The sequence below is a fragment of the Bacterioplanes sanyensis genome, from assembly GCF_014652515.1.
GTDB lineage: Bacteria > Pseudomonadota > Gammaproteobacteria > Pseudomonadales > Oceanobacteraceae > Bacterioplanes > Bacterioplanes sanyensis.
On sequence record NZ_BMYY01000016.1, the window covers coordinates 19,969 to 33,967 of the forward strand.

The 13,999-nt window shown below is 52.1% G+C and carries 10 protein-coding genes and 1 CRISPR repeat array; of the genes, 8 read left to right on the forward strand and 2 right to left on the reverse strand.

What is annotated here, in order from left to right; translation table 11 throughout:
* The first annotated feature begins 6 nt into the window (after positions 1-6).
* The 5 genes from csy1 to IE090_RS16455 all read left to right on the forward strand — a co-directional run bounded on the left by csy1 (position 7) and on the right by IE090_RS16455 (position 8,034).
* The gene (csy1, locus tag IE090_RS16435) at positions 7-1,362 is read left to right on the forward strand and encodes a type I-F CRISPR-associated protein Csy1 (protein ID WP_189390098.1); all 1,356 of its coding nucleotides are present in this window, start codon (positions 7-9) and stop codon (positions 1,360-1,362) included.
* Positions 1,362-2,342: a type I-F CRISPR-associated protein Csy2 gene (gene csy2 / locus IE090_RS16440; RefSeq protein ID WP_189390100.1), complete on the forward strand. Its 981-nt coding sequence runs from the start codon at positions 1,362-1,364 to the stop codon at positions 2,340-2,342. The genes csy1 and csy2 overlap by 1 nt, the downstream gene beginning before the upstream one ends.
* A 10-nt stretch (positions 2,343-2,352) precedes the next feature.
* Entirely contained in the window at positions 2,353-3,363 is a 1,011-nt protein-coding gene (gene csy3, locus IE090_RS16445) for a type I-F CRISPR-associated protein Csy3 (protein ID WP_229815810.1), read from the forward strand.
* 3 nt (positions 3,364-3,366) lie between these two features.
* Positions 3,367-3,915 carry a type I-F CRISPR-associated endoribonuclease Cas6/Csy4 gene (gene cas6f / locus IE090_RS16450; RefSeq protein ID WP_189390102.1) on the forward strand — a complete coding sequence of 183 codons (549 nt, stop codon included), beginning with the start codon at positions 3,367-3,369 and terminating at the stop codon, positions 3,913-3,915.
* A gap of 130 nt (positions 3,916-4,045) precedes the next feature.
* A CRISPR array of direct repeats spans positions 4,046-6,594; the repeat unit is 28 nt; unit sequence CTTCGCTGCCGCATACGCAGCTCAGAAA.
* Positions 6,595-6,753: 159 nt separating this feature from the next.
* Positions 6,754-8,034 carry an alpha/beta fold hydrolase gene (locus IE090_RS16455; protein WP_189390104.1) on the forward strand — a complete coding sequence of 427 codons (1,281 nt, stop codon included), beginning with the start codon at positions 6,754-6,756 and terminating at the stop codon, positions 8,032-8,034.
* A gap of 114 nt (positions 8,035-8,148) precedes the next feature.
* Here the strand turns inward: IE090_RS16455 and IE090_RS16460 are convergent, their stop codons facing one another.
* Positions 8,149-8,892, reverse strand: coding sequence for a sporulation protein (locus IE090_RS16460; RefSeq protein WP_189390106.1), 744 nt, complete (start codon positions 8,890-8,892; stop codon positions 8,149-8,151).
* 277 nt (positions 8,893-9,169) lie between these two features.
* On the opposite strand from IE090_RS16460, the gene IE090_RS16465 reads away from it, so the two are divergent.
* On the forward strand, positions 9,170-11,032 hold the full coding sequence (locus tag IE090_RS16465) for a 3'-5' exonuclease (protein WP_229815811.1): 1,863 nt from the start codon (positions 9,170-9,172) through the stop codon (positions 11,030-11,032).
* 96 nt (positions 11,033-11,128) lie between these two features.
* On the opposite strand, the gene IE090_RS16470 is transcribed toward IE090_RS16465, so the two are convergent.
* Complete coding sequence (locus tag IE090_RS16470; RefSeq protein ID WP_189390108.1) at positions 11,129-11,623, reverse strand: GNAT family N-acetyltransferase; 495 nt, start codon at positions 11,621-11,623, stop codon at positions 11,129-11,131.
* A gap of 292 nt (positions 11,624-11,915) precedes the next feature.
* Between IE090_RS16470 and IE090_RS16475 the strand changes: the two genes are divergently transcribed.
* Positions 11,916-13,274, forward strand: coding sequence for an L-serine ammonia-lyase (locus tag IE090_RS16475; protein WP_189390110.1), 1,359 nt, complete (start codon positions 11,916-11,918; stop codon positions 13,272-13,274).
* A gap of 259 nt (positions 13,275-13,533) precedes the next feature.
* The gene (locus IE090_RS16480) at positions 13,534-13,995 is read left to right on the forward strand and encodes a phosphate-starvation-inducible PsiE family protein (protein ID WP_189390112.1); all 462 of its coding nucleotides are present in this window, start codon (positions 13,534-13,536) and stop codon (positions 13,993-13,995) included.
* Positions 13,996-13,999: the final 4 nt, after the last annotated feature.

Genomic DNA, 13,999 nt, shown 5'->3' on the forward strand with positions numbered 1-13,999 from the left:
GGAGCAATGGAAATATCTCAATCTGCTCAGGAGATGAGCCAAGCAATTGTTAGCTATATTGCAGAAGAGGAGGCACGCAAGCTAGCTGAAGCTGAAAAGGGTGCTACAAAAAAAGGTGCACACGCTAGCGATGCAGTTGCAATCGAAATAGGAAAAATACGTGCAGAATATTTACCAAAAAACTGGCTAGATGCAATGGCTGAGGTGGCGACTCAGATACGTTATACAACCCACGGTATAAAGTATTCCAGTCCATATGCACAAGGCAGTAGTATCTGTCTTACTTCTACTCAGAATATCATGGATGGGGTAGTGGGGACTGCTAGTATTCAAGATATTACCATCGACTTGGTAGTTAAAAATGCGGCGATATTAGGTAAGGCCAAGTTTTTCAATCTCAGTACACCTAATGCGCGGTTCTTTGATTATATCGTGGCTGAAGACTTTAGTCCGCTTATCCCGATTGCAGAAAGTGTCGAGCAAGCCAAGAGTTGGATGAAAAGCTTTCGGGTTCTGTTGAGTGATCGGGAACCATACGCACATAGTAAGCCCATAGACCATCAAGGTCCCAGCTCCCATAAGCTGGCCAAGCAAACCTATTGGCCTGTGGGCGATGGCTACCATCTCTTGTGCCCACTCTTTGCCAGCTCTTTTACTCAGGCCATTTATGAGCGGGTGCAGCACAGTCGCTATAGTGACGAAGTAAAAGCCGCACGCGACGCCAGAAAAAAGCAGCAATATCATCCGCAGCCAATTATCAGCTTTCCTGAGTTGGCGGTGCAAAGCTTCGGCGGCTCTAATCAGCAAAATATCAGCCAGCTTAATGCTCGCCGTGGTGGCAAAGCCTATTTATTCAGCAGTGCGCCGCCCAGCTGGCAAAGCCAAGTCAAAGCGCCTTTGAACATCACCTCTGTTGTCGATGGCCCCTTTGTGCGTCAGGAATATGGGCGCATTAAAGAGCTGCGAGAGTATTTAAAACGCCACCTAGATTCGCCCAGCGTCAAAGCCATTCGCGCAGGTAGACAGCGACGTATTGAAGCCATTGTCGATCAATTTATTGCCTTTCCCGCACGTTACATGAATGTAAAACCGGGCTGGAGCCAATCACCCGAATGCAAGTTGCCTCTGCATCAGCAGTTATGGTTGGACCCAGGCCGCTGCCAGCTCGATGAAGCCTTCGCTTTTGAATATGACAAGAAAAACTGGCAAGGCCAGGTAGCCGACGACTTTGCTCGCATGTTAAACCGCCTACTAAAACTGGGCGACCAGATCAACGTTGGCCAGCCCGAATACGCTCAGTGGAAGGTTGAAGTTGCGCAGGAGTTGCGCCTAGCAAAACAGGAAGTAGGGGGCATCTTATAATGGAAGCATTGCTGTTATTAAAGAAAATTCGCATCGAAAATGCCAACGCCATCGCCGGATTAACTTGGGGTTTTCCTGCGATTTCTGGCTTTTTAGGCTTTTGCCATGCCCTGCAGCGCAAACTCAACAATAAAGGCTACGACGACCTAAAACTGGGCGGCTGCGGCATTATTTGCCACCAGCATCAGCCCCAAGCCTACCAACCCTCGCCGTATGGTGACTATCATTTTGCTTTAACGCGCAACCCGCTGACCAAAGAGGCAAAAACACCCTCCTTTAATGAAGAAGGGCGCATGCACCTGACGGTGAGCTTGTTGATTGAGGTTGACGATATCGGCCTGTTGGATGAGCCAGAAACCGAGCAACTGCAGCAAGCTATTCAGCAAATTGTGCTGTCGCAGCGGCTGGCGGGCGGCACGGTACTTAAGCTAGAGCAAGCCGAACTCTACCCAGATGCCGAAAGCTTTAACCAGCCGCGTGAGCGGCGCCAACTGCTCAAACAGCTATTGCCAGGCTTTGCCTTGGTCAGCCGTCAAGATGCACTGGCCCAGCATCAGCAGCAAAGCGGTTTATCCCCACTGGATGCCTGGCTCGACTTTGCCAGTTTGACCATGCGTGCTGAAGCCATTAACGAGGAAGATGAGCCTGCTTCGGATAGCCAAACCCCAGATAAAGACGCCCATCACAAAGCTAATTGGCAATGGCAAGCTCGCCCCTACGGCGGCTGGCTAAAGCCCATTGCCATTGGCTATCAGCGTATTTCGCCGCTGTATCAGCCAGGCGAATTGGCAAAAAGCCGTGACCCTAATACGCCAGCGGCCTTTGTTGAGTCCGTTTATTCCATTGGTCAATGGCTCAGCCCACACCGCATTCAAGATATCAGTCAGCTACTTTGGCACTACCACAGTGACGAAGACAACGGCTTATATATTTGCAAAAACGCCTACCAGGCACCCGAACCCGTCAGTGAAGAAGCATAAGGAGATACACATGGCAAATTTGAAAACCGCAGCCGTTCTAGCATTTGAACGCAAACTCGCCAACTCAGATGGATTAATGTACGCCGGCAACTGGGATCAACAAGATAAGCCAGAAGCCTGGTTGCCAGTGCAAATTAAAGAAAAAGCCGTGCGTGGCACCATTTCTAACCGTCAGAAAAACGCCATTAAAAGCGACCCTGCCAAATTAGACCAAGAAGTTAAAAAACCTAATTTGCAGCAAGTGGATGTGGCGGCATTGCCATTTACCGCCGATACCCTAAAGCTGACGTTTACCTTACGGGTGTTGGGTAACTTGGCTGAGCCTTCGGCCTGCGATAACAGCGATTACCAAGCGGCACTGGCCAGCACGATTAAAGGTTACATCGAGCAAACCGGCTTTACTGAACTGGCCATGCGTTACGCCACCAACCTGGCGAATGGACGCTTTTTATGGCGCAACCGTGTAGGCGCGGAGGAGATCTGTGTAAAAGTCACCGCTCACCATCACACCAATAGCCAGCATTGGCAGTTTGATAGCCAAGAATTTAACTTGCGCCAGTTTGACTCAAACTCTGCAGTGCAGGAGCTAGCTGACGTTATTCGTATGGGCTTGCTGGGCGAAACTTACAGCTTTTTAACGGTAGAAGCCTTTGCCAAACTGGGTGCCGGGCAAGAAGTGTTTCCATCGCAAGAGTTAGTGATGGACGGCAAAAAAGACAAGAGCAAAATTCTGTATCAGGTCAGCGACGTAGCAGCCATGCACTCGCAAAAAATTGGCAACGCCATTCGCACCATCGATACCTGGTACCCTCAAGCCGATGAGTTTGGCCCCATTTCGGCGGAACCGTTTGGTTCGGTGACCAGTCGTGGTAGTGCGTATCGCCAGCCTAAAGCCAAACTGGATTTTTATACCTTGCTGGATAACTGGGTGTTAAAAGGCGAGGTGCCGGCATTGGAGCAACAGCATTACGTGATGGCCATTTTAATTCGCGGCGGCGTATTTGGAGAAAAATCGGAGTAACCCATGGATTATTATCTGGATATCGCCTTATTGCCAGACCCAGAGTTTCCGGCGCCCATGCTGATGAATGCCCTAATGGCGAAACTGCACCGCGCTTTGCATGACCGTGGCCAGAGTGATATTGGCGTCAGCTTTCCCAGAGCGGATCGCACCATGGGCAACCTACTCAGGCTGCACGGCACACAGAGCGCTCTGCAGCAGCTACAGCAACTCAACTGGCTTAAGGGCATGCGTGATCATTGCAATATCGGCACCCTTAGCCCAGTGCCGGGCGAGCACCAGTGGTGCCAAGTTCGGCGCTGGCAGCCGCCCATCACCGCTGCCAAACTCCGGCGGTTGGTGGCACGAGGTTCAGTGAGCGAGCAGCAGGCGGAGGCGATATTTGCTCAAAAGGGCAAACAGCCCGTGCATTTGCCCTTTTTACAGCTAAATAGTCGCTCCAGTGGCGAGCGCTTTAAGCTCTATATCGACCAGCGCATTAGCGAAGGACCTTCAGCTGGCAGCTTTAACTACTACGGACTAAGCCAAACGGCCACCGTGCCTTGGTTCTAAACCCTTTTTCTAAGGCGGCAGTAAGTCGCCTTAGAAATCAAGTAGTTAGCGCTATGCGCGAAAAAAGGGTTTAGTGCATCCAAAAGGGAAAGCTCTTTAACAATCAAATAGTTAGTGCTAGATTGCTCTACTTCGCTGCCGCATACGCAGCTCAGAAAAGTTAGGTCAACGGCGAGCACGCGGCTATCGTCTTCGCTGCCGCATACGCAGCTCAGAAATTGCGGTGGCGCTCTGTGCCCAATGATTCCCACTTCGCTGCCGCATACGCAGCTCAGAAAATGTCGGTATGCGGTCGCGCACGGCAATAAAACTTCGCTGCCGCATACGCAGCTCAGAAATTCCAGAAGGTAAGCACTGGCTGGCTGACTTCCTTCGCTGCCGCATACGCAGCTCAGAAAAGCTGCAGGTGGTGCAACGCATGGCCCGATGGCTTCGCTGCCGCATACGCAGCTCAGAAATTTTGTGATTCTTGGTCCCGACTCGGCGGGCTCTTCGCTGCCGCATACGCAGCTCAGAAAATCATCCCAGTAGAGCCGATCCAAACCATTCACTTCGCTGCCGCATACGCAGCTCAGAAATTTTGGTGCTGGCATACCATCACCCCTAAAACCTTCGCTGCCGCATACGCAGCTCAGAAAATCGGGATTATTGGCTGGCAAACGGTCTAGTACTTCGCTGCCGCATACGCAGCTCAGAAAAGAAAAGCCGAGGCGCAGTATCGTAAGGCAAGCTTCGCTGCCGCATACGCAGCTCAGAAAAAAGGCAAAAGGAAAGCGATTAGACAAGCAATCTTCGCTGCCGCATACGCAGCTCAGAAATATATGACTAGCCGAATGCTAGCCATGTGGAGCTTCGCTGCCGCATACGCAGCTCAGAAATCCACGGTGACGGTTTGGCGCACTTTGGGTGACTTCGCTGCCGCATACGCAGCTCAGAAATTATCGGCGCAGCGCTCCTGCCCTCGATGGCTCTTCGCTGCCGCATACGCAGCTCAGAAATGAAAACTTCAGGGGGCCAGTTACATCTGACGCTTCGCTGCCGCATACGCAGCTCAGAAACAGATACTGAGCGAGGGCGGGCGGCGCGATGCCCTTCGCTGCCGCATACGCAGCTCAGAAAAGCCACGCACCAGGGCGCGCCTAAACTATTTTCTTCGCTGCCGCATACGCAGCTCAGAAAACCACATCACTAGCGACCAGACGGCCAAAATCCTTCGCTGCCGCATACGCAGCTCAGAAAATCGAGATGCTGACCAACTCAGGCTATGAGTACTTCGCTGCCGCATACGCAGCTCAGAAATGCCGGTGTTGGTTGCGGTCGTTAAAGCATTCCTTCGCTGCCGCATACGCAGCTCAGAAAATGTCGGTATGCGGTCGCGCACGGCAATAAAACTTCGCTGCCGCATACGCAGCTCAGAAAGCAACGAGGGCGAAGAGAGCGACAGGATCGCACTTCGCTGCCGCATACGCAGCTCAGAAAAGCGCAGCCGAACAAGATCGATTGATACCAGCCTTCGCTGCCGCATACGCAGCTCAGAAAGCGTTGGGCAGTATCCAGTCTGGCAGCAAGGCCTTCGCTGCCGCATACGCAGCTCAGAAATTTGTTGTTCAGGGCTCCCCGGCAATGCCGGGCTTCGCTGCCGCATACGCAGCTCAGAAATTAATAAAGTGTTGTTCACAACCGATTTGTAACTTCGCTGCCGCATACGCAGCTCAGAAACACTCGCACAGCCATTCGTAATAAACCTCATCCTTCGCTGCCGCATACGCAGCTCAGAAATTGGCGGGTGACGGTCATGGCCACGCCCTCGCCTTCGCTGCCGCATACGCAGCTCAGAAATTGTGTGATTCTTGGCCCCGATTCGGCGGGCTCTTCGCTGCCGCATACGCAGCTCAGAAAATCGCGGACAGCTCGTTACCAGTAAACGCTGCCTTCGCTGCCGCATACGCAGCTCAGAAATAGTAGTGATTTCACTACTACGTATTTTGGTGCTTCGCTGCCGCATACGCAGCTCAGAAAGTCTTCTTGCTTCTGCTTCTAACCGTCGTAAACTTCGCTGCCGCATACGCAGCTCAGAAATGTTTTGTTTGGTGATGTGCGAATATTAGCAACTTCGCTGCCGCATACGCAGCTCAGAAAATGCATAGACATCACTTCGTTGGCTGTATGATCTTCGCTGCCGCATACGCAGCTCAGAAATGTCTAAAGCTGTGGGTGTCGCGGACTTTTCCCTTCGCTGCCGCATACGCAGCTCAGAAATTTAATGTCAGGTTTTGACACTGAGTTGTCAGCTTCGCTGCCGCATACGCAGCTCAGAAATTAGCTTTGGGTCGTGTTGTATTATCAACTACCTTCGCTGCCGCATACGCAGCTCAGAAATCGTGATAATGGCTCAGTGCACAGCGAATCAGCTTCGCTGCCGCATACGCAGCTCAGAAAATTGCCGTGCGGGCTTGTCCGTTTACGGTTTTCTTCGCTGCCGCATACGCAGCTCAGAAAAAACCAACGGCGTGTCAATCACGCTGCCAGCTCTTAGCTGCCGCATACGCAGCTCAGAAAGCCAATACCCTCGAAGACATCGAGATGGCTGGCTTAGCTGCCGCACACGCAGCTCAGAAAAGCTCGCTGAGCTGGTCGCGCACGTTAAAACCCTTCGCTGCCGCATACGCAGCTTAGAAGTACGAGTAAAGGCAACGGGAAATAAAGAATTTTCGCTACCTAGCCGCACTCCAGCCCAATCGGTGGCAGTTGTTATGGTGCAGCGCTACTATAGCCGCCTTGCCGTTTTAGCTGACGGCCCATAATTGATGAGCCAGGTGCTGGCCTGTAAGGATATTTATGACTGTTTATTTGCGCGATTGCATGTGGGTGGATCACCGCTTTCATCTGCCTTTAAATCATCATCAGCCCGATGGCCGCACGGTGTCTGTGTTTGCTCGTGAGCTACGTGCCCACGGGCGCGAGGCAGAAAGCTTGCCTTGGCTGGTGTATTTGCAAGGCGGGCCTGGGTTTCCTGCGCCAAGGCCGACGGGCTTAAGTGGCTGGTTAAAGCGTGCCGCCAAGCAGTTTCGTATTTTATTGCTGGATCAGCGCGGCACCGGCCAGAGCACGCCGCAAACCCATCAAACACTGGCGCATTTAACGGCGGAGCAGCAGGCGGAGTATTTGCAGTATTTTCGCGCCGATCAAATCGTCGCCGATGCCGAGGCCATTCGCCAACAGTTGGGTGTTGAGCGTTGGTCGTTGCTGGGGCAAAGCTTTGGCGGCTTTTGTGCGTTGACCTATTTGTCGTTTTATCCTGATAGCTTAAAACAGGTGTACATTACCGGCGGTATTCCGCCGATTCATCGCAGCATTGACGAGGTTTACCAGGCGACTTTTGCCCGTACAGCGGAAAAAAATCAGCGCTTGTGGCAGCGCTTTCCTGAATTAGCCAGCAAAACCGATCAGTTGGCCAGCTTGCTGCGCCAGCAACAGGTTGAAATGCCCAATGGCCAGCGCTTAACGCCGGAGCAAATTCAGGCCTTGGGCATTGATTTGGGCCGCAGTGGCGGTGCAGAAAGCATTTATCATCTGTTGGATAATGCCGTCATTGATGTACCTGAGCAGGGCCTGCAGGTGCGCTATGAGTTTTTGCAAGACATGCTGGCCCAGCAAGGGTTTTTAACCAATCCGATTTATGGCTTGCTGCATGAGTCCATTTATTGCGAGGGCGAGGCTTCCAACTGGGCAGCGCAGCGCGTCATGGATAGCTTGCCAGAGTTTAGCGCTACGCAAGAGCGCTTACAGCTGGTGGGGGAAATGGTGTTCCCTTGGATGTTTGAGCAGTTGCAAACGTTAAAACCATTGCAGGGCGCCGCTCAAATATTGGCTGAAAAAACTGATTGGCCAGCTTTATATGATCGCCAGCAACTGGCTAACAACACCGTACCGGTGGCGGCGGCCATGTACACCCAAGATATGTTTGTGGAGTATGACTTTAGCCGCGAAACCCTGAGTAAAATGGGCAATGCTCGTGCGTGGGAGACCAACGAATACGAGCACAATGGCATTGGTGTCGATGGTGAGCGCATTGTCGATAAACTGATTGCCATGGCGGATGATATCGAGCGCTGTTAAGCGGCCTTAGAATGGGGGCTGAAAAGAGAGCTTGAGAGCGAGCTTGAAAGAAAGCTTGAAACAGGGGTCAGAACTTAAGTTCTGACCCGTTTTCAGGGCTGGCTACACGCTCATTTACCCCAACAGTTGTTGCAGCTGCTGTTGAGCTGTTTCAACGCTGATGCCGCTGTGCTCCAGGGTCAGTTCGCGGTAGCCATCACCGCGAAAAGCTCGGTCAATTTCGACCAGCACATGGGTGCGGTGTTGTTCGGCAATAAAAGATAATTCTACTTCTTTTACCCCTAACCAGCTGCGCTGGGTGGGCCGATACTCTAGCTCCTGGTAACAGCCAGAGCGGGACTGAAATTGACGGCCACGAATAAACCCGGCTTCTACATCGGCTTTAAATAAGTCATAGCCAAGGTTATTCATGGCAGCCATGCAGGCTTGAATGGCCGGAGTTGGAGCAATGTTGAGCGGGTCTTTATCGCTGGCATCTAAAGCCATATCAATATCCAACCCAGTGGCTAGCCACACGCGAGTTTGATTATTAACCACGGGTAACTGGGTGATGGGCGTTTCTGCGTGCAATTGGCCGGAAACGGGCAATGTTAATGTTTCGCCTGCTTGCAAGGTGCGCTTTTCGCACACGCGCCAAGTCTGTAGGGTATGGGTTTTCCAATGGGTGCCTTCATCGTTTTCGACTTTGACTTGTGTGCACAAGGCTAAATCTAAACCACTGATGTCTTGCTCTACCTCGCCAGCTTGAATATGCACCTCGGCCTCAAAGGTGCCGCCAGGCATGACGCTGTCGGTTAATAAAATGGTATCTACTTTAGCGCCACCGATACCGACACTGGCTAATAACTTCTTAAACATGATCTTTCCTTGCGATGCTAATACTGCAACACAATCATACCAGTGCCATCACTCGCGACTGAATCTGGCTGTGTCATGAACTGTGAGGTGGCCGTTAGCGGGCACGTATAACGGCGTTGGCGATGGTGAAAAGGGCGGGCCGCTTCCTGTTTATACGCCTTGTTCTGGAAGCCTGCTGCACTCGTGCATAGCTGTACAGAATTACTCAAAGGCGCCTTGGTTATTCGCTGTCGCTGGTTTGGTATGATGTTGTCTTCAGTTGAGGGAGATGGGCAAAGTGGCAGAAATCATACCTGCATTATCCAAGGAAGTATTGAGCCGCATGACGGCGGGCGAAAAGCGCTTTGCTCAGCGTTTGCGTGAGCTGCTGGAGGATGATTATCTCGTCTGGTACGACATGCCGGTCGGCGAGCGTCGGCGCTATCCAGATTTTGTGATATTGCACCCAGCCCGAGGCTTGCTGTTACTGGAAGTCAAAGACTGGAAGCTAGAATTACTGCATGCATTAGATAAGCGCCAAGCACAACTGCAGTTGGCTGATGGTCTTAAAAAAGTGGCGAATCCACTGGAGCAGGCACGGCAGTGCTTGATGCAGGTCGTAAACCGTCTGAAGTCTGACCCACAGTTGCAGTTTCCCGCTGACAGTAGCTTTGCTGGCAAGTTGTGTGTGCCTTACGCCTATGGGGCGGTATTTACTAATATCACCCGTCAGCAAATGGCGCGCGCTATAAATGAGTCCGAGCGTGAGCTGGTGTTACCAGATCATCAGGTCATTTATAAAGATGAAATGACAGAAAGCGTGGATGCTGAGGTTTTTCAACAGCGCTTGTGGGATATGTTTTTTGTGAGTTTTCCGCAGAAACTCACCCTACCGCAAATAGATCGAATTCGTTGGCATCTTTACCCAGAAGTGAGAATTCAACTACAGCAGGATTTATTTGCCGACACAACAGAATCAGAGCCGTTGCAAACCTCTGAGCTAGTGCCAGATATCATCAAGGTGATGGATGTGCAGCAAGAAAAGCTTGCTCGCGGCTTGGGCTCTGGCCATCGCGTTATTCATGGGGTAGCGGGGAGTGGCAAAACTCTGATTTTAGGGTATCGCTGTGAATTACTGGCAGCGACCAGCAATAAGCCCATTTTAGTGCTGTGCTACAACATTACGTTGGCGCGTAAGCTAACCGCTTTGATGGCGAGTCGTGGTCTGCAAGAAAAGGTAAATATCAAGCATTTTCATGACTGGTGTGGTGAGCAGTTAAAGTTATTTCATGTCGATGTTGCTGAGGGAGTGGAGCCCTATTGGGAGCGTCAGGTAAAAGCCGTTATTAAAGGCGTTGATGAGGGGCATATTCCACGCGCTCAGTACGGTGCGCTACTGATCGATGAAGGGCATGACTTTGAGGCGGAGTGGCTGCGCTTGGTGGTGCAGATGATTGACCCCGAGTCGGATTCTTTGCTGCTACTTTATGACGACGCTCAATCCATTTATAAGCCACGCTCAGGGTTGGGTTTTAGTCTGTCTAGCGTGGGCATTAAAGCGCAAGGACGCACAACGATATTGCGTTTGAATTATCGCAATACACGAGAAATTCTTGAGTTTGCTTATCGGTTTGCTGGGCGCTACCTGACTGAAGATATGCAAGATGAGGAGCATATTCCGCTACTGAAGCCAGAAGCTGCTGGCAATAGTGGGCCGGCTCCCAAGGTGGTGTCTTTGCCAGATTGGCAGGCAGAGCTGGCTTATACCTTAAAATGTGTTCAAGTCTGGCAGCGTCAAGGCCTGAACTGGTGTGATATGGCGGTGTTGTATGCCGCTGGTTGGCAAGGGGCCCAGGTGGCTGCTGCCTTGCGTCAGGCTGGGGTTCCTTGCGTTTGGTTGGGGAGCAGTGAGTATCGTAAGCGCTATGACCCCGCCCGCAATGAAGTGGCTGTTATGTCGCTGCACTCAAGTAAGGGGCTTGAGTTCCCAGCGGTGGTGATGGTGGGTAGCGCGGATTTACCTATTCAAGAACGCACCGAGAATAGTTTTCGTCTGATGTACGTGGGCATGACTCGGGCGCAGCGGTTGTTGGCGATGACGGCTGTGAACACGGATCATCCGATTTGTGAGGAGCTACTGCGCCTTGCTGAGCCGGCTTAACACAGTCACAGCGCTGGGCGCTATGTGCGCCCTGCAGGGAGTGGTAGAGCGGGTACTGAATGATTCCGAGGTGCCCTTGGTTATAAAAGTCGGCAATTAACGGCTCAACCTGATTTCGGTTACGGTTTTTTCGCCTATTGCTGTTCTTTGCTGTTCTCCATCGGCGCGAAAACCAGCTTGGTGATAAAAGCCTTGGGCGCTGTGATTATCGGCCAGCACCCACAAATGCAAGCATTGATAGCCCAGTAGAGTTAAAGCGTCGGCTAAATATTGCAGCAGTTGCTGACCAAAGCCTTGGCGCCAGTGTTGTGGGTCAACATAAAGTGCATAAATCTCGCCGGCATTTAGGGCGCTGCGACGGCGATAGGCGCCACCACATACCCAGCCGACGATTTGACCACCGTGCTCCAAAACGCAGGTGGTGGCATCGTCACAGGTTAGAATTTCCTGCCACTGGTGCTGGCGTTGCTTAACCGACAAACTTTGCAAATAGTCATCCGCTAGAATGCCGGCGTAGGCCGTTTGCCAAGCAGCAACATGGATGCGAGCGATATCGGGTGCGTCAGCGGGGAGGGCGACACGAATGGCCATAAGGATTCCTTTAGTTATTATTATCCGTTGTTTTTTTAATTCGGCCTGCAGGTTAGGCTACCCAGTGCAGTGCATTTACCAGTGTCGCTCATTATGCGCAGATTTATCTTCTTTTCCACAGGGTTTGGGCGCAAAAGTATTCGATCATTTTGACTTTGAGGAAATATGTTTTTGCCATGTGACTGCGCTGTCCTCAAATAGTCGCAAAGGCGCGCTAAGGGGCTTGCCTTTAACTGGCTAGCATGAAATAACCAGCAGCAAAATAACCACATAATAGTAAGGCAGGGGACTCATGTTTATCAGTGTACTGGAGCTGTTTAAGCCAGGCATTGGGCCTTCCAGTTCGCATACGATGGGGCCGATGCTGGCAGCCAGCCGTTTTATCGCCGAGGTTGAAGTGCCAGCCAGCGCTCAGCGCGTGCGGTGTGTATTAAAAGGCTCGTTAGCACTCACCGGCCATGGCCACGCCAGTGATCGTGCGGTGATTTTAGGCCTGCATGGCCACACGCCAGAGCAGATGGCACTTAAAGATGTAGAGGCCGAGCTGGCGGCGTTGCGCGGCCAACATACATTGCAAATGGGCGAACGAGCGCTGCAATTCGACCCCACCGAAGATGTGGTGTTCGATATGCAAGACACCTTGCCTGAGCACCCGAATGGCATGGTGTTCGAGTTGCTGGATGCACAAGGCGAGGTGTTGCTCGCGCGGCGCTATTTTTCCATTGGCGGTGGCTTTATTCACGATCAGGATGAAATGGCCAACTTGGTAGCGCCACTGACCATGGTGTCAGATAGTAGCTACCCGTTTCCGTTTGATGGTGCCACCAGCATGATGCAGATGGCAGGGGACAGCGGCCTCAGCATTGCACAAATGAAGCGCCAAAACGAATACGTCAAACGCAGCGAAGCTGAGTTAAACGAGGGCTTACAACACATTTGGCAAGCCATGAAGGCCTGTGTGGAGCGCGGCCTGCAAACGCGGGGCGAGTTGCCTGGCGGGTTAAAAGTACAGCGCCGTGCGGCCTGTTTGTACCAGCAGTTGCAAGAGCAGCCCGAGCAAGCGCAGTTGCATGAGTGGCTGTGCGCCTATGCCATGGCGGTGAATGAAGAAAACGCCGCCGGCCATGCCGTGGTGACGGCCCCTACCAACGGCGCTGCGGGCGTGATCCCGGCGGTGCTGTATTACGCTTGGAAGCATCAATCGCTCAGCTCTGAGCAAATTGAAGATTTTCTGCTCACCGCTGGCGCTGTGGGCGGCATTATTAAGCACAAAAGTTCGATTTCTGGCGCCGAGGTGGGGTGCCAGGGCGAGGTTGGCTCGGCCAGTGCTATGGCGGCGGCTGGTTTGTGTGCGGTGCTCGGCGGCAATGCTGAGCAAATTGAGCATGCGGCAGAAATTGCCCTGGAGCATCATCTGGGCATGACCTGCGATCCAGTCAAAGGGCTGGTGCAAGTGCCCTGCATTGAGCGCAATGGCTTTGGTGCGTTAAAGGCTTACACCGCTGCCTCGCTGGCACTGCGCAACCGCAGCCAGCACATTATGTCGCTGGATAACTGCATCGCCGCCATGAAGCAAACCGGCCTAGAAATGTCGCATAAATTTAAAGAAACCTCGCTCGGCGGTTTGGCGGTGAATTATACCGAGTGCTGAGTTAAGGCCAGGAGGCTGTGTTTGTTAAACCCATAACGACCCTACGGCTATAACTGCGGTTGTGAGTGGTGACTGTCGTTGTTGCTGTCGTTGTGGGTGCTGTTGTGGGTGCTGTTGTGGGTGCTGTTGTGGGTGCTGTTGTGATAAGAAAGGTAAATCCATTTGAGCTGCATCAACACAGTCGCCAACGGCGCTAGCCAGTCACGTCGCCGACAGTAAAGCTATCCTGCATACACACTCATCTCAGCAGGAGCTCACCATGCACCAACCCTCCCCCCATGAAAACGATCATTTTCGCGATGGTCACGAAGACCCTCTTATCAACGGCATGCATGCCATTATTCGCTTGGCGGTACGCATTCTAGCGGTGTTAATGGTGTTTGTGATTTTGTGGGGCATTGGCGATGTGATTTGGGTGCTCTACCAAAAGCTGTCGACGCCGCCGGTTTTTTTGCTCAGCATTAACGATATTTTCTCCACCTTTGGTGCTTTTTTGGCGGTACTGATTGCCATTGAGATCTTCGTCAATATCACTCTCTATCTACGCGACGATGTGATTCACGTTAAACTGGTGGTGGCAACGGCCTTAATGGCCATTTCGCGTAAAGTCATCGTGCTCGATTACGACAAAGTATCCGCCGATTATGTCTATGCCACCGCCCTCATTGTGATGGCCCTAGGCGTTACTTACTGGTTGGTGGTACAGCGCGCACGCACTTGAGCCT

What these genes read in the sequence shown, in the direction of transcription:
- csy1 (WP_189390098.1), top strand. Translation starts at nt 7, where the DNA reads ATGGAAATATCTCAATCTGCTCAGGAGATGAGCCAAGCAATTGTTAGC.
- csy2 (WP_189390100.1), top strand. Translation starts at nt 1,362, where the DNA reads ATGGAAGCATTGCTGTTATTAAAGAAAATTCGCATCGAAAATGCCAAC.
- csy3 (WP_229815810.1), top strand. Translation starts at nt 2,353, where the DNA reads ATGGCAAATTTGAAAACCGCAGCCGTTCTAGCATTTGAACGCAAACTC.
- cas6f (WP_189390102.1), top strand. Translation starts at nt 3,367, where the DNA reads ATGGATTATTATCTGGATATCGCCTTATTGCCAGACCCAGAGTTTCCG.
- IE090_RS16455 (WP_189390104.1), top strand. Translation starts at nt 6,754, where the DNA reads ATGACTGTTTATTTGCGCGATTGCATGTGGGTGGATCACCGCTTTCAT.
- IE090_RS16460 (WP_189390106.1), bottom strand. Translation starts at nt 8,892, where the DNA reads ATGTTTAAGAAGTTATTAGCCAGTGTCGGTATCGGTGGCGCTAAAGTA.
- IE090_RS16470 (WP_189390108.1), bottom strand. Translation starts at nt 11,623, where the DNA reads ATGGCCATTCGTGTCGCCCTCCCCGCTGACGCACCCGATATCGCTCGC.
- IE090_RS16475 (WP_189390110.1), top strand. Translation starts at nt 11,916, where the DNA reads ATGTTTATCAGTGTACTGGAGCTGTTTAAGCCAGGCATTGGGCCTTCC.
- IE090_RS16480 (WP_189390112.1), top strand. Translation starts at nt 13,534, where the DNA reads ATGCACCAACCCTCCCCCCATGAAAACGATCATTTTCGCGATGGTCAC.